This is a genomic window from Streptomyces sp. NBC_00461 (assembly GCF_036013935.1).
Classification (GTDB): Bacteria; Actinomycetota; Actinomycetes; order Streptomycetales; family Streptomycetaceae; genus Streptomyces.
This window is the reverse complement of sequence record NZ_CP107902.1, coordinates 1,304,234-1,323,370: the sequence shown is the minus strand read 5'-3', so window position 1 is coordinate 1,323,370 and position 19,137 is coordinate 1,304,234. Positions and strand designations below refer to the sequence as shown.

15 protein-coding genes are annotated in these 19,137 nt (G+C 70.1%); 12 read left to right on the top strand and 3 right to left on the bottom strand.

Translation table 11 applies throughout. From position 1 onward, the window contains the following. Nucleotides 1-128 precede the first annotated feature (128 nt). The 3 genes from OG870_RS06535 to OG870_RS06525 all read right to left on the bottom strand — a co-directional run bounded on the left by OG870_RS06535 (nt 129) and on the right by OG870_RS06525 (nt 6,981). A complete protein-coding gene (locus OG870_RS06535; RefSeq protein WP_266586414.1) occupies nt 129-2,588 on the bottom strand; it encodes a SpoIIE family protein phosphatase in 2,460 nt (819 codons plus the stop codon). 391 nt (nt 2,589-2,979) lie between these two features. After that, nucleotides 2,980-4,464 (bottom strand): RICIN domain-containing protein, encoded by a 1,485-nt coding sequence (locus tag OG870_RS06530; RefSeq protein WP_266842265.1) that lies wholly within the window; start codon nt 4,462-4,464, stop codon nt 2,980-2,982. A 288-nt stretch (nt 4,465-4,752) separates the two neighbouring features. Then, entirely contained in the window at nt 4,753-6,981 is a 2,229-nt protein-coding gene (locus OG870_RS06525; RefSeq protein WP_327690749.1) for an alpha-L-fucosidase, read from the bottom strand. Nucleotides 6,982-7,401: 420 nt separating this feature from the next. Here OG870_RS06525 and OG870_RS06520 point away from each other — a divergent pair, with 420 nt between their 5' ends. From OG870_RS06520 to OG870_RS06465, 12 genes are all read left to right on the top strand, one after another. Continuing rightward, on the top strand, nt 7,402-8,463 hold the full coding sequence (locus tag OG870_RS06520) for a sugar ABC transporter substrate-binding protein (RefSeq protein WP_327690748.1): 1,062 nt from the start codon (nt 7,402-7,404) through the stop codon (nt 8,461-8,463). A 45-nt stretch (nt 8,464-8,508) separates the two neighbouring features. Next, nucleotides 8,509-10,071, top strand: coding sequence for a sugar ABC transporter ATP-binding protein (locus tag OG870_RS06515; RefSeq protein ID WP_266586420.1), 1,563 nt, complete (start codon nt 8,509-8,511; stop codon nt 10,069-10,071). Continuing rightward, entirely contained in the window at nt 10,064-11,107 is a 1,044-nt protein-coding gene (locus OG870_RS06510) for an ABC transporter permease (RefSeq protein ID WP_266527163.1), read from the top strand. The genes OG870_RS06515 and OG870_RS06510 overlap by 8 nt, the downstream gene beginning before the upstream one ends. Before the next feature lie 97 nt (nt 11,108-11,204). After that, nucleotides 11,205-12,539: an L-fuconate dehydratase gene (locus OG870_RS06505; protein ID WP_327690747.1), complete on the top strand. Its 1,335-nt coding sequence runs from the start codon at nt 11,205-11,207 to the stop codon at nt 12,537-12,539. Further along, a complete protein-coding gene (locus tag OG870_RS06500) occupies nt 12,532-13,434 on the top strand; it encodes an amidohydrolase family protein (RefSeq protein ID WP_327690746.1) in 903 nt (300 codons plus the stop codon). The genes OG870_RS06505 and OG870_RS06500 overlap by 8 nt, the downstream gene beginning before the upstream one ends. Then, on the top strand, nt 13,425-13,862 hold the full coding sequence (locus OG870_RS06495; protein ID WP_266527155.1) for an RbsD/FucU domain-containing protein: 438 nt from the start codon (nt 13,425-13,427) through the stop codon (nt 13,860-13,862). The genes OG870_RS06500 and OG870_RS06495 overlap by 10 nt, the downstream gene beginning before the upstream one ends. Further along, a complete protein-coding gene (locus tag OG870_RS06490) occupies nt 13,859-14,911 on the top strand; it encodes a zinc-dependent alcohol dehydrogenase (RefSeq protein WP_327690745.1) in 1,053 nt (350 codons plus the stop codon). Before OG870_RS06495 ends, OG870_RS06490 begins: the two co-directional genes overlap by 4 nt. Continuing rightward, nucleotides 14,908-15,669 carry an SDR family oxidoreductase gene (locus OG870_RS06485; protein WP_327690744.1) on the top strand — a complete coding sequence of 254 codons (762 nt, stop codon included), beginning with the start codon at nt 14,908-14,910 and terminating at the stop codon, nt 15,667-15,669. The genes OG870_RS06490 and OG870_RS06485 overlap by 4 nt, the downstream gene beginning before the upstream one ends. Next, complete coding sequence (locus OG870_RS06480) at nt 15,666-16,298, top strand: bifunctional 4-hydroxy-2-oxoglutarate aldolase/2-dehydro-3-deoxy-phosphogluconate aldolase (protein WP_266586434.1); 633 nt, start codon at nt 15,666-15,668, stop codon at nt 16,296-16,298. Before OG870_RS06485 ends, OG870_RS06480 begins: the two co-directional genes overlap by 4 nt. Further along, a complete protein-coding gene (locus tag OG870_RS06475) occupies nt 16,295-17,332 on the top strand; it encodes a sugar kinase (RefSeq protein ID WP_266527145.1) in 1,038 nt (345 codons plus the stop codon). Before OG870_RS06480 ends, OG870_RS06475 begins: the two co-directional genes overlap by 4 nt. 47 nt (nt 17,333-17,379) lie before the next feature. Next, complete coding sequence (locus tag OG870_RS06470) at nt 17,380-18,393, top strand: aldo/keto reductase (RefSeq protein WP_266527143.1); 1,014 nt, start codon at nt 17,380-17,382, stop codon at nt 18,391-18,393. After that, nucleotides 18,384-19,106: a FadR/GntR family transcriptional regulator gene (locus OG870_RS06465; protein WP_266527140.1), complete on the top strand. Its 723-nt coding sequence runs from the start codon at nt 18,384-18,386 to the stop codon at nt 19,104-19,106. The genes OG870_RS06470 and OG870_RS06465 overlap by 10 nt, the downstream gene beginning before the upstream one ends. The last annotated feature ends 31 nt before the right edge of the window (nt 19,107-19,137 follow it).

Here is a 19,137-nt window from a genome sequence, read left to right as displayed (position 1 = left end):
GCCCGAACGGGTTCACTCACCAGGGAGTTCGGCGTATTCGCGAGGAGCTCCTCGCGCGGAGTCAGCGCGGGGGATTCGACCTGTCGCCGCCCTGCCGGAAGGCCGGCGAGGCCCGGCGGGGTCGGGTCTCATTGCGGCTCCGGCTCCGGCTCGGTGAGGGTTTGGGCGCACCAGATTGTCTTGCCGTCGGTGGTGTGGCGGGTGCCCCAGCCTTGGGTGAGCTGGGCGACGAGGAGCAGGCCCCGGCCGCCCTCGTCGAAGGCGCGCGCTCGGCGCAGGTGCGGTGAGGTGTTGCTGGCGTCGGAGACCTCGCAGATCAGGGACGTGTCGCGAATCAGCCGCAGCCTGATCGGCGGCTCGCCGTATCTGATGGCGTTGGTGACCAGCTCGCTGACCACCAGTTCGGTGACGAACGACTCCTCCTCCATGCCCCAGGCCTCCAGTTGGTCGAGGGCGAACTTCCTGGCGCGCGGCACCTGCGCGGGGTCGGGTTCGACGTCCCAGTAGGCGACGTGCTGGGGATCCATCGCGTGGGTGCGAGCGAGCAGCAGGGCGGCGTCGTCGGTGCGGCGTACCGGAAGCATGGCGTCCAGCACCGTGTCGCAGAGGTCGTCCAGTGAGGTGGCCGAGTGGTTCAGGACTCGCAGCAGTTCGGCGATCCCCTGGTCGACGTCCCGCTCGCGGCTTTCCACCAGTCCGTCGGTGTAGAGGGCGAGCAGGCTGCCCTCCGGCAGCTCGATCTCGGTGGCTTCGAAGGGCAGCCCGCCGATGCCGAGGGGTGGTCCCGGCTGTGCGGGTGCCGAGGTCCTGGTGCCGTCCGGGGAGATGATGAGCGGCAGCGGATGACCTGCGCTCGCCAGTGTGAAGCGGCGGGAGACCGGGTCGTAGACGGTGTACAGACAGGTGGCCCCGAACTCGCCGGTCGGTTGGAAGTGGCCGGCGGGCTGGAGGTCGCTGGCGAGGTGGATGACCAGGTCGTCCAGGTGGGTCAGCAACTCGTCCGGCGGCAGGTCCACGTCGGCGAGCGTGCGGACCGCCGTGCGCAGCCGGCCCATGCTGGCTGAGGCGTGCAGGCCGTGACCGACCACATCGCCGACGACCAGGGCGACCCGTGCACCGGAGAGCGGAATGACGTCGAACCAGTCCCCACCCACTTCCGCGTCGGTCGCGGCGGGCAGGTAGCGGGACGCCACCTCAAGCGCCTCCTGGCTCGGCAGCTGTTGCAGCAGCAGACTGCGTTGCAGGGTCAGCGCGGTCGTACGCTCGCGCGAGTACCGGCGGGCGTTGTCGATGGCGACGGCTGCCTTGGCGGTCAGCTCCTCGGCGAGGATCAGGTCGTCGGCGGTGAAGGCCTCGGGCCGGTCGAGGCGGGAGAAAGCGACCACGCCGAGCAGCGCGCCGCGCGCCCGGAGGGGCACGGTGATCCGGCCGGTGAGCCCGTCCGCGGCGATGGACCCGTCGATCAACGGGTTGCCCGGTGGCCAGTGGGCCGGGTCGGAGGCGAGGCCGGGCCCGAAGGCCCATTCGCCGCCCTCGCCGGGGTCGGCCGCGAGCTGGACCGTGGACCTGCCGGTGGCCATGCAGCGGGCGGCGACGGAACCGGGAGCGTGGCTGACCGGCGTCGTGGGCCCGGGAGCCTGGTCGGTGTCCTCCTTCGCGCTGTGCTGGGCGGCACGGCTGAGCACGATGGACTCGCCGGAGGTGAACCCGGACACGGACGGCGGCTCCTCTCCGCGCAGCACCTCGTCGAAGAGATCCACGGTGACGAGGTCGGTGAATGCCGGCACCGGCGTCGTGGCCAGTTCCTGGGCGGTGCCGATCACGTCGAGTGTCCGTCCGATGCCGCCGCTGGCCTCGTTGAGCATGATCAGGCGCTGCCGGGCCCAGTACTCGGCGCTCATGTCGAATCCCCAGTTGGCGACCGCGCGGACCCTGCCCTCGGCGTCCCGGACGGGCCAGATGCTGGTGGCCCAGGCGTTGGCGTAGTCACCGCCGAGTGGCTGGAAGACGGTGATGAGACGCGCGGCCTTGCCCGTCCTCGCCACTTCGGCGAGCTGGTCGGTGTAGGGCTTGTCGTCCCTTTCGGGAAACAGGGACCGGTCGAATTCGGGAAGCACCTCGCGGTACTTCTTACCGAGCACTTGCTCCTCGGAGTGCGCGATCACCCGGCCCGAGGAGGCGTTGATCCACAGGAACCGCAGCTCAGGGTCGTAGACGCCCAGAGCGAACGGGCACTGTTCGAAGGCCAGGTCGGCGATCACCGGGCGGCTTTCCCAGCGCTGGACTGTCACCGCGTGGCCCAGCGCCCGGCCGTCGGCGTCGAACAGCGGGTGGGCGGACACCAGAGCGTCCAGCGTGGAACCGTCCCGGCGGAGCAGGGGGATGAGCCTCGGATGGTCGGGGCCGCTGCCGTCGCTGTCAGGGAAGCCGGGGGGCGGGGGAGCGGCCAGCAGGTCGGTCACGGGGCGCCCGACGGCGTCCTCCGCCGTCCAGCCCAGCAGCCGCTGCCCGCTCTCGCTCCAGCCGCTCACCACGCCGTCCGGGCCCACCACAAGCGCGGCAGCGCGGGCATCCTGGTTGCCGGCCATGTTCACGCGCCTCGCCTCCGTCCGGACAGCTGTGCCCGCCAGGGCTGGTGTCCAGCCACCAGCTCTCAGCCTAGGTCCGCTTCTGCTCGACGGCGCCCCGGCCGATGCGTTCCCGACCGCCGGGTGCGGGGCTCAGCGGGGCCGGCGCCTGGCGCCCCGCTCGACCACGGCCTCGGCGCGTCCGCCGAAGTGGATCCGGCCGCACGCCGACGCCGTAGGAGTGAACGGGGGACGACGGGTCGGCGTGCCCGGCACCGTACTCGCACGGGACCGGCACCGCATCCGGACGGGAAAGGAAGCAGCGGCCCGACCCCTAAGGGCCGGGCCGCTGTCGCTCAGGAGCGGGATGTCCCGTGGCCGGAACCGTGGTGCTCGTGGGCCTTCGGTGCCGTCACCAGCCTGTCGGCAGACCGGTGAGGAACGGGGTGAGCCGGTCGGCGATGAGTCGGTCGTCGTGGGCCGAGTAGTGCCAGTCGCAGCCGAGGAAGTCCAGGCCCGAGTCGTCGAGGGCCCAGTAGCGGACCCGGCTGTCGCCGGCGTCGTTGCGCGCCTTGACGACCTGCTGGACATGGCCGGCGTACTGGCCGGCACCCACCGCCACGATGGTCGTGTCGGGCCCGTAGCGCGTGCGCAGCTTCTGGATGAAGTCGCCGTAGGCGTTGCGGTAGCCGGCCGCGAGGCTGTCCGGAGTCCACGGTTCACCGGGGTTGATGGCCGTCGAGAAGTCGTTGGTGCCGAGATTGATCACCACGACCTGGGGGCGCCAGGTGCCCGGGTTCTGCCAGACGTCGCCGGGCACGTTCAGCAGGGCACGGTCGTAGAAGGACCGGTAGGTGACGTCCGTCCGGCCTCCGTTGTAGTTACGCACCATGCCGAGGCCCGAGTAGCCGTTGATCTGGTAGTCGGCGTTCAGCTGCCGGGCGGTGAGGGCGCCGTAGCTCACATCGGTGTTGGTGTTCCGCTTGAGCTGGTCCGAGGTGCAGGTGCGGGAGGTCGAGAGATTGCCGTAGCCCACCGTGAGGGAGTCGCCGATGAACTCGATCTGGCGGCTGCGGGCGGCGGGTTTGCTCAGTACGGCACCGCCGGGCGCGGCGACGAAGCCTCCGAAGGTGCTGGTGTCCCCCGGGGTGTCGTTGCGCTTGACGAGCCGGACGGTGTGCGTGCTGTTCGACAGGCCGTTGATCCAGTGCGTGGTGTTGCCGGGCGTGACGAGCGTGGCGACGGTGGCTCCGTCGATCTGGACGTCGTAGTCGGCGGCCGAGTCGTTCAGCACGATACCCACGCCGGTGCCGCTGACCCGGCCCTCGAAGTACACGCCGGGCCAGCTGTACTGCACGGTGCTTCCGGCGTCCTTGACCCGTCCCGCGGTGTGCACCTGTGCCAGCACACCTGCCGAGCGCACGAGTTGCCATTGCTGGTTGGCTCCGCCCCAGTCGGTGAACTGCACGACTTTGGCGCCGTCCGCGGTGGAGGCGTTGTCGACTTCGAGGGCCTTGCCGCTGTTGCGGTTGAGCAGCCGGACGTAGCCGTCCGAGGAGTCGGCCAGCCGGAACTGCTGGTTGGTGCCGTTGGTGTCGCCCCACTGCACGACGTCCGCGTGGTCGGCGGCGGAGACGTTGAGCACGTCCAGCACCTTGCCGGAGTGCTGCGCCCTGAGCCGGTAGTAGCCGCCGCCCGAGTCGACGAACTGGAACCGCTGGTTGGTGCTGTCGGTGCGCGACCACTGCGTCACACTCGCCCCGTCGGCGGTGCTCGCGCCCGCCACGTCGAGCGCCTTGCCGCTGCCACGGTTGACCAGCACGTACGAGGCGTTCGTGTCCACGGTGGCCGCCTGCGCCGACCCGGCGGCACCCAACCCGGTCAACAGCCCCGTCATCAGGGCGGTCACCGCGGTGAGTACCCCCGCACGCCTCCCACGGCCCCACCACGACCCGCTTGATGTCATATGCATGCCATTCTTTTGCATTCGTGACCCTTTCGCTGAGTCTGGCCACCCGCGCCAGGGGCACGGGTGGCATCCCGGACGCGATCGGACCGCTGCGCCGCGGCACACGGGAACAGTGCTGCGCCTGCGGATTCCCTTAGAAATCACACCGGTCGTACGGCTGGAGGTTCGCACCGCCGGCGGCCGACGACGGCCGCCCCGCGGCGGCGGGCCCGCCGGCTACAGCGCGGTGAAGGTCCACAGCAGGTTGTTGCTGCTGACGTACGTCCACTGCCTGGCGGGGGAACCCGACTCGACGTCGGGGCCGCCGCCGTCGAGGGCCAGGCCGGTGGTGCGGTTGACGATCGAGAAGGTGTCGCCGCCCCGCTGGGTGATCGTCCACTGCTGGTCGGCACCGCCGTTCCAGGCGGCCTGCCCTGCCGAGGAGCCGTCGGCGGTGGCGCCCGAGCCGTCGGCGACCATGCCGTTCGTGCGGTTGACCAGCTTGTAGTAGCCGCCGTCGACGGCCACCGGCTGCCACTGCTGGTTGGTGCTGCTGTCCGAGGTGTACAGCGTGAGGCCGGAGCCGGAGTCGACATCGCTGTGCAGGGCGAGTCCGTTGGCGACGTTGGTGATCCGGAAGTACGCGGCCGGGTCGAACTGGACCTTCAGCGAGGTGATCCGGTCGTCGTCGCCGGCGACGCGCAGGTCGGGGTTTTCGGCGGTGAAGGTCCAGGAGTTGCCGGTGAAGTCGTCTCCGGAGTAACCGGTCACCTGGCAGCCGGGGGCCGGCTGGAGGGAGGAGGCGGTGCCCGGGTTCAGTCCGGCCTCGGTCAGGTCGGCCGCGGTGTGGTCGCCGATGGTGAGGACGGCGGAGTTGCCCGTGTAGTCGGCCTTCGCGAAGGCGATGGCGCCGGCGAGCGGCCGCAGGCCCGGGATCGTGCCGGAGAAGGTGAGCTTCAGGACGTAGGCGCCCGCGCTGTACGGCGCCGAGGACGGCAGGGTGACCGTGAGGCCGGAGGAGTTCTGGGCCGGCGCCGGCAGGTCGATGTAGGTGCCGGCGGTGTTCCCGAGCAGCTCCACCGAGGTGAGCGAGGAGAGGTCGATCCGGTCCGAGCCCAGGGTCTTGATCGTCAGGGAGTCGCCGGGCCAGCCGAGGACGCTGGCGTACAGGACGTCGCCGTCCTTGTTGCGGGTGAAGCGGACGTCCTGCGGCGTGCCGGCGTGTGGCGTGGTGAACGAGCCGCCGCCCATCTTCGTCGGGCCCTCGCCGTACGCCGTCCAGGCGCGGGTCGCGTACACCGACTCGCCGAAGCGCTTCAGGTGGTCCCCGATGCCGAGCAGGATGTCCTTCTGCGCCTGGGGGATGGTGCCGTCGGCCATCGGCGCGATGTTCAGCAGCACGTTGCCGTTCTTGCTGACCCGGTCGATGAACGAGTGCAGCATCTCCTCGACGGTGTAGTAGCCGATGCCCTCGGTGTAGCACCAGCTGGAACTGGAGACGCTGTCGTCGGTCAGCCAGTACGGGGCGGTGAGGTCGCCCGGACCACCGCGCTCGTAGTCGAAGACCTCGCCCTTGCCGTTCATGCCGTCCTTGTAGGTGGCGACGACTTCCCGGCCCCAGCTTTCCGCCTGGTTGTAGTAGTACGCCAGGAAGTTCAGGCGCTGTGCCTCGTCGACGCCGTCCAGCGTGAAGTCCTGCCACAGGATGTCGGGCTGGGAGCGGTCGATGACCTCCTTGAGCTTGTCGAACCAGCGCTCGTTCTCCGCGGCCGCGCCCAACTGCCCGTAGAGCCTCTTGAGGCGGGGGTCCGTCTGGGCGGGGACGTACTCGTAGAAGCCGTTGATGTGGTACGCGTGGTGCATGGCCACCAGCAGCTTCAGGCCCTTGGCGCGGATGGCCGTGGAGAAGAGCCGCAGTAGGTCGAGACCGGGACTCTTGTTCACCGAGTTCCACTCGTTGACCTGGCTGTCCCACATGGAAAAACCGTCGTGGTGCTCGGCGACCGGGCCGGCGAACCTGGCGCCGGCGTCGACGAACAGCTGCACCCACTCCTCGGGGTCGAAGTTCCCACCGGTCGACTTCAGCTTCGGGGCGAACTGCACGGTGTCACCCGCCGGGTTCTGAGCTCCGTCGATGAAGTTGTGGTACGGCCATGCCGAGGGCTCGCCGTAGGTCGCGATGTGGTGCTGGTTGGCGTTGCTGCCCGCCTCGTACATGTTGCGCGGGTACCACTCGTTGTCGGCGGCGGGGACGCTGAAGGCGCCCCAGTGGAAGTAGATTCCGAACTTCGCGTCCTGGAACCACTCCGGAGCCGGCGGGTGCTGGTCGACCGAGTCCCAGTCGGGCGTGTAGGTGCCGGGTGCCGCCTCGGCGGGGCCGGCGCCGGACGCACCTCCGTCAGCGGCCGCCGTGGCCACGGGGGCCTCGGAGGCCAGGAACGGCTGACCGTTGGTCGAGCTAGGCATGTACACATCCCTGGTGCGGAAGGGGACAGGGGGAAGGCAGGGCCACAGATGAAGGTCGGCCATTTCGCCATGGGATGTCAACCAGCGTGCAGGGATGAAAGTGGCCATCGCGGCGGGTGAATTGCCGTTTTTGTTCCGACCTCAGACGTGTTGCGACCGCGTAAACATGGCATGTCCCGCATGCGCTCCATGATCGACACGAGTCATCAAGCGACGGCGATTGATGGGATGGATATTCCCTTGGAGGCGCCACTCGTCCTCCCGGCGGCTTGCGAAGTGGTCAATTTCGCCGCGATTTCGCGCAGAGGGGTGGACAGGCCGCCGGAAGCCGCTCTATAAACATCCCATCTCTGCTACAGGCGATGGACGGACGTCGTCGAGCGAAAATCTCCCCTATGGGACCGGCGCAAGGAAGCACCGATGAGACTCAGAACCGCCCTCTGTTCTACCGTCTCCACCCTGTCCGCACTGGCGCTGCTCAGTGCTTGCAGCAGCGGCTCCAGCACATCGGCCTCTGGTGACGCGCCGCTGGTCGGCGTCGACTACCCGCGCTCCGACACCGACTTCTGGAACTCCTACATCAAGTACACGCCGGAGTACGGCAAGAAGCTCGGCCTCTCGCTCAAGACCACCAACTCGCAGAACGACGTCGCCAAGCTCACCGCCAACGCGCAGACGTTCATCAGCCAGGGCGTCAAGGGCATCGCGATGGCCCCGCAGGACACCGCCGCCATCGCGCCGACGCTGGCGCAGCTGGAGGCGAAGAAGATCCCGGTGGTCACCGTGGACACGCGCCCCGACAGCGGCAAGGTGTTCATGGTCGTGCGCGCCGACAACCGCGCCTACGGCGAGAAGGCGTGTCAGTACCTCGGCACCAAGCTCGGCGGAAAGGGCAAGGTCGTGATGCTGGAGGGCGGCCTCGACTCCATCAACGGCCGTGACCGCACCGAGGCGTTCAACGCCTGCATGAAGAAGAACTACCCCGGCATCAAGGTGTTCGGCGAGGCCACCAACTGGGACGGTGCGGTCGCCGCGCAGAAGCTGCAGACCGACCTGACCGCCCACCCGGACATCAAGGGTGTCTACATGGAGGCCAGCTTCGCCCTGTCCGGCACGCTCCAAGTCCTCAAGCAGAAGGGCCTGTTGGTCGACCCGACGGACAAGAAGCACGTCTTCGTCGTCTCCAACGACGGCATCCCCGAAGAGCTGAAGTCCATCGCCGCCGGGAAGATCGACGCCACCGTCTCCCAGCCGGCCGACCTCTACGCCAAGTACGCCCTGTACTACCTCAAGGCCGCGATCGACGGGAAGACGTTCAAGCCCGGCAAGACCGACCACGACAGCACCATCATCCAGGTCCGTGACGGTGTGCTGGAGGACCAGCTCTCCGCACCGCTCGTCACCGCCGACGGCGGCACCTACGGCGGTGTGCCGAGCGTCAAGAGCGACGACAAGGCGCTGTGGGGCAACAACCTCGGCTGATCCCCGACCAGGAACGCGACGGCTCACGAGAACAAGGCGGTTGAGATGAGCGACGGGGAGCCAGCAGTCACCCCCGCGCCCGCCCCGGCGGACGGCGGACGGGTCCCGGCGGACCCGCCCGTCGTCGAGGCGACGGGCATAGTCAAGCGATTCGGTCCGACCGTGGCGCTCAACGGCGCCCGGATCACCATCAGGCCCGGCGAGACCCACGCTCTCGTCGGCCGCAACGGAGCCGGCAAGTCGACCCTGGTGTCGGTCCTCACCGGCCTTCAGACCCCCGACGAGGGAACGGTCACCTTCGGCGGCGAGAGCGCCCCCCGGCCCGCCGACCGGGACGCCTGGCGGCAACGCGTGGCCTGCGTGTACCAGAAGTCCACGATCATCCCCACCCTGACCGTCGCCGAGAACCTCTTCCTGAACCGGCACGACCACGGACGCAGCCGGCTCATCAGCTGGCAGGCCACCCGACGGCGCGCCCAGGAACTCCTGGCGACCTGGTCGGTGGACGTCGACCCACACACCTCAGCGGGTGAACTGAGCGTCGAGCAGAAGCAGTTCGTCGAGATCGCCCGCGCGCTGTCCTTCGGTGCCCGGTTCATCATCCTCGACGAGCCCACCGCCCAGCTCGACGGCGCGGCGATCAACCGGCTCTTCGGCCGCATCCGCGACCTGCAGCGCCAGGGCGTGACGTTCCTGTTCATCAGTCACCATCTCCAGGAGGTCTACGAGATCTGCGACATGGTGACGGTCTTCCGCGACGCCCGGCACATCGTCACGGCGCCGGTCGCGGAACTCGGCCGCGCCGATCTGGTCGCGGCGATGACCGGCGAGGCGGCGGCCGACCGGCAGGGGCAACGGGCGAGCACCCTCACCCCCGGCGCCACGGCCGCACTGAACGTCCGTGCTCTGCGAGGCGACACCTACGACGAGGTCAGCCTCCAGGTCGGGGCCGGCGAGATCGTCGGCCTCGCGGGCGCCGCCGGCAGCGGGCGCACCGAGGTCGCCGAGACCGTCGTAGGGCTGCGCTCGGCCGCTGCCGGCGAGGTGGAGATCGCCGGGAACCGGCCCCGGCCGGGCAGCGTGCCCGCGGCGCTCGCCGCCGGCGCCGGATTCGTCCCCCAGGACCGGCACCACCAGGGCTTCGTTCCGGACATGTCCATCGCGGACAACGCCACACTGTCCGTGCCGAAGCGCCTCGGCTCGAACGGGTTCCTCAGCCGCAACCGCCGGGACCGGCTCGCCGAAGGCATGATCGAGAACCTGGCGATCAAGACTCCCGGTCCCGACCTGCCCGTCTCCGCCCTGTCCGGAGGCAACCAGCAGAAGGTCGTCATGGCCCGCGCCCTGGCCGACGACCCGCGTCTGCTGGTGCTGATCAACCCGACCGCGGGCGTGGACGTGCGCTCCAAGGAGTTCCTCCTCGGCAAGGTCGAGGAGACCGCGCAGACCGGCACCGGAGTGCTCATCGCCTCCGACGAACTAGACGACCTGCGCATGTGTGACCGGGTCCTGGTGATGTTCCAGGGCCGTGTGACCTCAGAGATCGCCCGCGGCTGGCACGACCACGACCTCGTGGCCGCGATGGAAGGAGTGGCCCTCAATGCCTGAAACCGTCCTCGCGGACACCACCGCCCCTCCGGAGAAGGAACCGGAAGCGAAGCGGGTCGCGCTGTTCGGCGGCCGGATACCCGTGGCACGCCTGCGCGACCTCGCGCTCGTCCCGGCGATCGTCGTCATCGCGATCGTCGGCCAGATCGTCAACCCGGTCTTCCTCCAGGCCGACAACCTCATCAACGTCCTGCAGACCATGTCCGAGATGGCTCTGCTGGTCCTCGCCCAGGCGATGATCCTGATCGTCAAGAAAATGGACCTGTCCCTTGAGTCCACCATGGGCCTGGCACCCGGTGTGGCGGCCTGGCTGGTGGTGCCGGCCGGCGCCGGACACGGGCTCGGGCTGCTGCCCGGCGCCTGGTCGATTCCCGTCACGCTCGCCGTGGGTGCGCTCGTCGGCGTCATCAACTCCCTGCTGATCATCCGTTTCGGCCTCAACGGCTTCATCGTCACCCTCGGCATGCTGATCGTGCTGCGCGGCGTCCTCACGGGCATCTCCGGCGGCCAGACCTTCTTCCAACTGCCGGAGTCCATGCTCTACCTGGGCACCGCCGAATGGTTCGGGATGCCCGCCTCCATCTGGATCTGCCTGGTGCTGTTCGCCGTGGCCATCGTGGTGCTCGGCTGGACCAGCTTCGGCCGCTCGCTGTACGCCATCGGCGGCAACGTCGACGCCGCGAAGGCGGCCGGCATCCGCACCGACCGGGTGCTGTGGATCGTCATCGTCGCAGGCAGCCTGCTCGCCGCCCTCGCCGGACTGATGCTCTCCGGACGCCTGGCCTCGGTCGCCTCGGCCCAGGGCAACGGCTACATCTTCACCGTCTTCGCCGCCGCCGTCATCGGCGGAATCAGCCTCAACGGCGGCAAGGGCACCATGTTCGGGGCCTTCAGCGGCATCCTCCTCCTCTTCATGATCCAGAACGTGCTCACCCTCGCGGGCGTCCCGGCGCAGTGGATCGGCGCCCTCAACGGCCTGATCATCCTGGTCGCGCTGACCATCTCCCGCATCACGGGCGGCAAGGTCCAGGAATGAACCGGGCGGCCGTCCAGGCCGCCCGCCACCTTCCTCTTCCGCCCCGTATCTCGTCGCACGGGCCCTTGTGGCCCCTGCCCTCACAGGAGTTGCCTCCATGTCATCCGCCCTGTCCTCTTCACCGGCCTCTGCCCGCATCACCGCCCTCGACGTGCTGGACGTGCGCTTCCCGACGTCCGAGCACCTGGACGGGTCGGACGCGATGAACCCCGAACCCGACTACTCCGCCGCCTACGTCGTCCTGCGCACCGACGCCGGCGACGGACTGGAGGGCCACGCCCTGGCCTTCACCACCGGCCGCGGCAACGATGTCCAGGCCGCTGCCATCGCGGCCCTGGCCCCGCACGTGGTGGGCCTGTCGGTCGAAGAGGTCTGCGGCGACCTCGGTGCGTTCTCGCGCACCCTCGTCCACGATCCCCAACTGCGCTGGCTCGGCCCGGAGAAGGGCGCCATCCACATGGCCACCGGCGCGGTCGTCAACGCCGCCTGGGACCTGGCCGCCAAGCGGGCCGGCAAGCCGGTGTGGCAGTTCCTCGGCGAGATGTCGCCCGAGGACCTGGTCGCCCAGGTCGACTTCCGCTGGCTCAGCGACGCGATCACCCCCGAAGAGGCGCTGGAGATCCTGCGCCGCGCCGAACCGGGCCGCCAGGAGCGCATCGCCCGCCTGCTGGAGCGCGGCTACCCCGCCTACACCACCACTCCCGGCTGGCTCGGCTACTCCGACGAGAAGCTGGCCCGCCTGGCCCGCGAGGCCGTCGCGGACGGCTTCACCCAGATCAAGCTGAAGGTCGGCGCGGACCTGGAGGACGACGTACGCCGCATGCGCACGGCCCGCGAAACGGTCGGCGACGGCATCCGCATCGCCGTGGACGCCAACCAGAGGTGGGACATCCAGCCGGCGATCGAGTGGATGCACGCCCTGGCGCCCTACGAGCCGTACTGGATCGAGGAACCCACCTCACCCGACGACATCCTCGGCCACGCCGCCATCCGCAAGGCCGTCAGCCCCATCAAGGTCGCCACCGGCGAGCACATCGCCAACCGGGTCGTCTTCAAGCAACTCCTCCAGGCCGGCGCGGTGGACATCGTGCAGATCGACTCCGCACGGGTCGGCGGCGTCAACGAGAACATCGCCATCCTGCTGCTCGCCGCCAAGTTCGGCGTCCCCGTCTGCCCGCATGCCGGCGGCGTCGGCCTGTGCGAGATGGTCCAGCACCTGTCGATGTTCGACTACGTCGCCGTATCCGGCACGACCGAGGACCGCGTCATCGAGTACGTCGACCACCTGCACGAGCACTTCGTCGACCCGGTGCGCATCGCGGACGGCCACTACCTGGCGCCGACACTCCCGGGACTGAGCGCGCAGATGCACGTCGAGTCCCTCAAGGAGTACACCTACCCCGACGGCCCCGTCTGGACCGCCCGTGTCTGACGCTCCGGCCCTCGTCGACGCCCACCACCACGTGTGGGACCTGGACCAGCGGCCGCAGCCCTGGCTGGACGAACCCGGACACGAGCCGATCCGCCGCAGCTTCAGCTCGCACGCCCTGCGATCGGCCGCGACCCGGCCGATCGCCGGACGGCGGCTGACGAGCACGGTCGTCGTCCAGTGCGTCACGTCCGTGCCCGAGACCCGCGACCTCCTCGCCCTGGCCGACGGCGACCCGTTGATCGGCGCCGTCGTCGGCTGGGCGGACCTGACGTCCCCGGCGGTCGGCGACATGCTCGACGACCTGCGGGCGGGATTGGGCGGAAGGCACCTGCGGGCCGTACGGCACGTCGTGCAGGGCGAGTCGGACCCGCACTGGCTTCAACGACCGGACGTGGAAAGGGGGTTGGCGGCGGTCGGCGAGCGCGGGCTCGGATACGACGTGCTGGTCCGCAGCCACCAGCTCCCGCAGGCGATCCGTCTCGCGGAACGACTCCCGGAGCTGCCGCTCGTCCTGGACCACGCGGGCAAGCCGCCCCTCGCACAGGGAGAACTGACCGACTGGGCACAGCAGTTGCGGACACTGGCCGGCCATCCCCAGGTTCGCTGCAAGGTGTCGGGCCTGGTCACGGAGGCCGATCACGAGAAGTGGACGATCGAGGACATTCGCCCGGCCTGGGACGTCCTGCTCTCCGCCTTCGGCCCCGACCGGCTGATGTTCGGCTCCGACTGGCCGGTCTGCGTCCTCGCAGGCGGATGGAACCGCTGGGCCGCCACCGTCGAGGAACTCCTGGACGGCTGCTCCGACCCCGAGATCCACGCGGTGCTCGCCGGCAACGCCACCGCCTTCTACCACCTGACGCCCGCCCCGACGAAGGAGGGGACCTCGTGCTCCTGACAGAACTGCTGCACCCCGGGATCCTCGAATCCCTGGCCGGAGCGGGCCACGGCGCCCGCGTCCTGCTCGCCGACGGCCACTATCCCGCGAGCACCGCCACCGGCGAGCGCGCCAGGACCGTCCACCTCAACCTGGCCCCCGGCCTGCTCGACGTCACCACCGTGCTCGACGTCCTGCTGCGCGCCCTGCCCGTCGAGGCCGCCCACGTGATGGTGCCGCCCGAGGGCGAACCGGAGCCGCCGGCCATCGCCGAGTACCGCTCGAAGCTGGCACCCGTCCCGGTCGACACGCTCGGCCGCTTCGAGTTCTACGACGCCGCCCGCTCACCCGACCTGGCACTGGCGATCGTCACCGCCGACACACGTACCTACGCCAACCTGCTGCTGACCATTGGCGTCCGCGCCGAAGGGACCCTGACGACCCGATGACACTCGCCGTTCGTTACGTTTCCGCCCGCACTTTGGACACGGCTCCTGTGGATGCTTCGGCTCCGGGCCCGGGTGAGGTGGAGTTGGCTCCTGCTTTTGTCGGTATCTGTGGTACTGATCTGCATATTTTCCACGGTGACATGGATGCCCGGGTGGGTGCGCCGGCTGTTTTGGGGCATGAGATGTCCGGCCGTGTGGTGCGGGTCGGGGCGGGGGTGGAGGGCTGGCGGGCCGGGGATGCGGTGACGGTGATGCCGCTGCGCTGGGACGACTCCTGCCCGGCCTGTCGTGCGGGGCATCAGCATGTGTGTCAGAACCTGGACTTCATCGGTATCGATTCGCCGGGTGCGATGCAGCAGCGCTGGGTTGTGCCTGCCGCCACCCTGATCCGGCTGCCCGACACTCTTCCTCTGGACCGGGCGGCGTTGGTGGAGCCGACGGCGGTGGCCGTGCACGACGTGGGCCGCGCCCAGGTCGCCGGGGGCGAGAGGGTCGTGGTGGTCGGTGGTGGGCCGGTCGGCATCCTGATCGCGCTGGTGGCGCGGGCCGCGGGGGCAGAGGTGCGGGTGGTGGAGCTGAGCGCGCATCGTCGGCTGCTGGCCGAGGAGTTGGGGCTGACGGCGTGGAACCCGGCTGACGTGGATGTGCCCGCGCTGGTGGGTGAGTGGACCGCCGATGCGGGCGCGGACGTGGCGTTCGAGGTGTCGGGCGCGGCGGGCGGTGTGGACACGGCCGTCGATGTGCTGGGTGTGCGCGGCCGGCTGTGCCTGGTCGCTATCCATCCCCGTCCCCGCGAGGTGAACCTGCACCGCTTCTTCTGGCGTGAACTCACGTTGGTGGGGGCCCGGTTGTATGACCGTTCCGACTTCGAGAAGGCGGTGGCGCTGGTCGCGGACGGCACGATCGCGGCCGAGCGGCTGATCAGCAAGGTCGTCCCCCTCACCGAGGCACCGGCCGCGTTCGAGGCCCTGGAGGGTGGCGGCGACGTGATGAAGATCCTCGTCGACTGCACCACCGACACCGACGATGTTCAGGGAGTGGCTGTATGACCGTCTTCGACCTCACGGGGAAGCTTGCCGTGGTCACGGGTGCGCGGCGGGGGATTGGCCGGGCGATGGCCCGTGCGCTTGCCGGGGCGGGTGCGGATGTCATCGGTGTGAGCGCTTCGCTGGAGGAGTCCGGCAGCGCGGTGGAGAAGGACGTCCTGGCCGCGGGCCGTTCCTTCGAGGCGATCCGCACCGACTTCGCCGACCCGGAGGCGGTACGCGCTTTGGGTGCGGACCTTGCCGGGCGCGAACGCCCGGTGGACATCCTGGTCAACAATGCGGGCACGATCCGTCGTGCTCCGGCGGCCGAACACTCGGATGCGGACTGGGAGTTGGTGCTCCAGGTCAACCTGAGTGCGCAGTTCGCGCTGACCCGGGCGGTGGGTGGGGCGATGGTGGCCCGTGGCCGGGGCAAGGTCATCTTCACCGCGTCGCTGCTCAGTTTCCAGGGCGGCATCACCGTGCCGGGCTATACCGCGTCGAAGCATGGCATCGCGGGTCTGACCAAGGCCCTGGCCAACGAGTGGGCCTCACACGGGGTGAACGTCAACGCCCTCGCACCCGGCTATATCGCCACCGACAACACCCAGGCCTTGCAGGACGACCCGGCCCGCAGCAAGGCCATCCTGGACCGGATCCCGGCCGGCCGCTGGGGCACCGCCGACGACCTGGCCGGCGCCACCGTGTTTTTGGCCTCGGACGCCGCCGCCTACATCCACGGCGTGGTGCTGCCCGTCGACGGCGGATGGCTGGGCCGATGAATGGCACCGGCCCGGCCGACGTGCTGGCCGGGGCGCGCATCCTGCCGGTGCTGACCGTGCCCGAACCCGCGACGGCCGGTCCGCTGGCCGAGGCACTCGTGGCGGGTGGTGCCCGGTGCGCCGAGGTCACCTTCCGCACCCCCGGCGCCGAACAGGTACTCAAGACCATGGCCGCCCATGGGGGGCTGGCTGTCGGGGCGGGCACGGTCCTCACGCCCGAGCAGGCGGAGCGGGCGGTGGCGGCCGGGGCCCGCTTCGTCATCTCGCCCGGCTTTGACGAGGACGTGATCGCGAAGTGCCGGGAGCTGGGGGTGCCGGTGGTGCCCGGCATCGCCACCGCCACCGAACTCATGCGCGCCCTCCGCGCCGGCATCACCACGGTGAAGCTGTTTCCCGCCGAGGTGCTGGGCGGCCTGCGTGCCCTGCGGGCGCTCGCGGCACCGTTTCCCGGGGTGCGTTTCGTGCCGACCGGCGGGATCGGCCCCGGCCGGCTGGCCGGCTACCTCGCCGAGCCGGCAGTCCTCGCTGTCGGCGGCAGCTGGCTGGCCACCCCCGCCCTCCTGGAGGACGGCGACTACGAGGGGATCCGCCGCCTGACGGCCGAGGCCGTGGAGGTGGGTTCGCCGTGAGTGATGTGGTGGCCCTGGGTGAGGTGATGCTGCGTTTCGACCCCGGCGAGGGACGCATCCGTACCACCCGCACCTTCCAGGTCTGGGAAGGAGGCGGTGAGTACAACGTCGTCCGAGGCCTGCGCCGCTGCTTCGGCCTGCGCACCGCCGTCGTCACCGCGCTCGCCGACAATGCGGTGGGCCGGCTGGTCGAGGACCTCATCCTGCAGGGCGGCGTCGACACCTCCCTGATCCGCTGGATCCCCGACGACGGCATCGGCCGCAGCGCCCGCAACGGGCTGAACTTCGTCGAACGCGGCTACGGCATCCGCGGCGCGCTCGGTGTCAGCGACCGCGCCCACACCGCCGCATCCCAGCTGCGCAAGGGCGACATCGACTGGGACCACGTGTTCTCCAGCGGGCCGCGCTGGTTTCACACCGGGGGCATCTTCGCCGGCCTGTCCGACACCACCGTCGATGTCGCCGACGAGGCCATGGCCGCCGCCCGCCGCCACCGTGTCAGCGTCTCCTACGACCCCAACTACCGTCCCAGCCTGTGGGCGGGCCGGGGCGGCCCACGGGCCGCCCGCGAGGTCGACCTGCGGCTGGCCCGGCACGCCGACGTCATCGTGGGCGCCCTAGGCCTGGCCGGAACGTATCCCGGACAGACCCGCATCAGCGCCGACGCAGTACCCAACGCCCTCGCCGAGGTGGCCGGCCTGCTGCCCCAGGCGAAGGTGCTGGCGACGACCCTGCGCGAGGTCCCCTCGGCCGGAGTCAACGACTGGACCTCGGCCGCCTGGTCCGCCGACACCGGTTACGTGGCCGGCCCGCGGATGCCCGGACTGCACGTCCTGGACCGGATCGGCTCCGGCGACGGCTTCGCCGCCGGCCTGATCCACGGCCTGCTCGCCGGCACCGGCCTGGAACGCGCCCTGGCCTACGGCACCGCCCACGGCGCCCTCACCATGACCACCCCCGGAGACACCTCCATGGCCACACTCACCGAGGTCGAGGCACTCATCGCGGGCGGATCGGCCCACGTCAGTCGCTGACCGGCGCCCCAGGCCGGCGCCCGTCACCCGTATCCCAGGAGCACGTCTTGCGCCTCCGGAAGATCCAGAAAACGTCCGTCTCACTGACCGAGCTCGGTTTCGGGGCGTCCGTGATCGGCAACCTGTACCGGGTCACCCCCGCCGCCGACGCGGCAGCCGCCCTCGACACGGCCTGGGACGCCGGCATCCGCTACTTCGACACCGCACCCCACTACGGCCTCGGCCTGTCCGAACAACGCCTCGGCGCCGCCCTGCGCCACCGCCCCCGCGACGAGTACGTCATCTCCTCCAAGGTGGGCCGGCTGCTGGTGCCCAACCAGGAGCCGCGCGGCGTCGACACCGAGGGCTTCGTCGTCCGCGACGACCTGCGCCGCCAGTGGGACTTCAGCCGCGACGGCGTACTGCGCTCCATCGAGGACACCCTTGAGCGCACCGGCCTGGACCGCCTCGACATCGTCTACCTGCACGACCCCGACGACCACTGGCGCCAAGCCGCCCTGGAAGCGATGCCCACCCTCGCCGACCTCCGCGACCAGGGCGTGATCGGCGCGATCGGCGCCGGCATGAACCAGTCGGCGATGCTCGCCCGCTTCCTGCGCGAGACCGCCGCCGACATGGTCATGCTCGCCGGCCGCTACAGCCTCCTCGACCAGTCCGCACTGGACGACATCCTGCCCGCCGCACAAGAACACGGCAAAAGCGTCGTCGCCGTCGGCGTCTTCAACTCCGGACTCCTCTCCCAAGACCGCCCCACCGAGGGCATGAAGTACGACTACCAGGACGCCCCACCCGAACTCGTCGCACGCGCACAAGCCATCGCCGACGTCTGCGAGCAGCACGGCACCACCCTGCCCGCCGCCGCCATCGCCTTCCCCCACACCCACCCCAGTATCATCAACGTCACCCTCGGCATGCGAACTCCGGAACAGGTCGGACGAAACGTGGAACTCCATGGTCAGTACATCCCGGACGGCCTCTGGGACGATCTCCGCGCGCAGGGGCTGATCAGGTCGGACGTGCTCATGGGGCACGGTGGGGGGAGGGATGAACGGTGTCTCTGACGGACAAGGCCATCGAGCAGATCCGTGAGCTGATCCGGACCGGTGCCCTGCCTCCGGGTTCGAAGCTCCCGCCGGAGCCGGACCTGGCCGCGCAGCTGGGGCTGTCCCGCAACCTCGCCAGGGAAGCGGTCAAGGCGTTGGCCGTCGCGCGGGTCCTGGAGGTCCGGCGGGGCGACGGCACGTATGTGACCAGCCTCCAGCCGAGCCTGCTCCTGGAGGGGCTCGGCGGTGCGGTGGAACTGCTGCAGGGCGACTCGGTCGCCCTGCAGGACCTCATGGAGGTACGGCGGCTCCTCGAACCGATCGCCACGGCCCTTGCCGCCACCCGGATCTCCGACGCCCAACTGGCCGAGGTGAAGCGGCATCTGGACGCCATGCGCGAGGCTCGCGACGACGTCGGTGAGCTCAACGCCCACGACGCGGCCTTCCACCGCGCCGTCGTCGCGGCCACGGGCAACGAGACCCTCCTCACCCTTCTCGAAGGGATCTCCGGCCGCACCCTGCGCGCCCGTATCTGGCGCGGTCTGGTCGACGACAAGGCCGCGGCCCGCACTCTCGCCGAGCACGAGGCGATCTTCAACGCGCTGTCCACCCGGGACGCCGCCCTCAGCCAGGCCGCCGCACTGCTGCACGTGAGCAACACCGAGCGGTGGCTGAGGGAACACCTGCGCTCCGGCGAACCCCTCCCCTTCGGAACGACAACGCTGAGGTGACGGAGGCCGCCGACCACGCGCACCCGCCCAT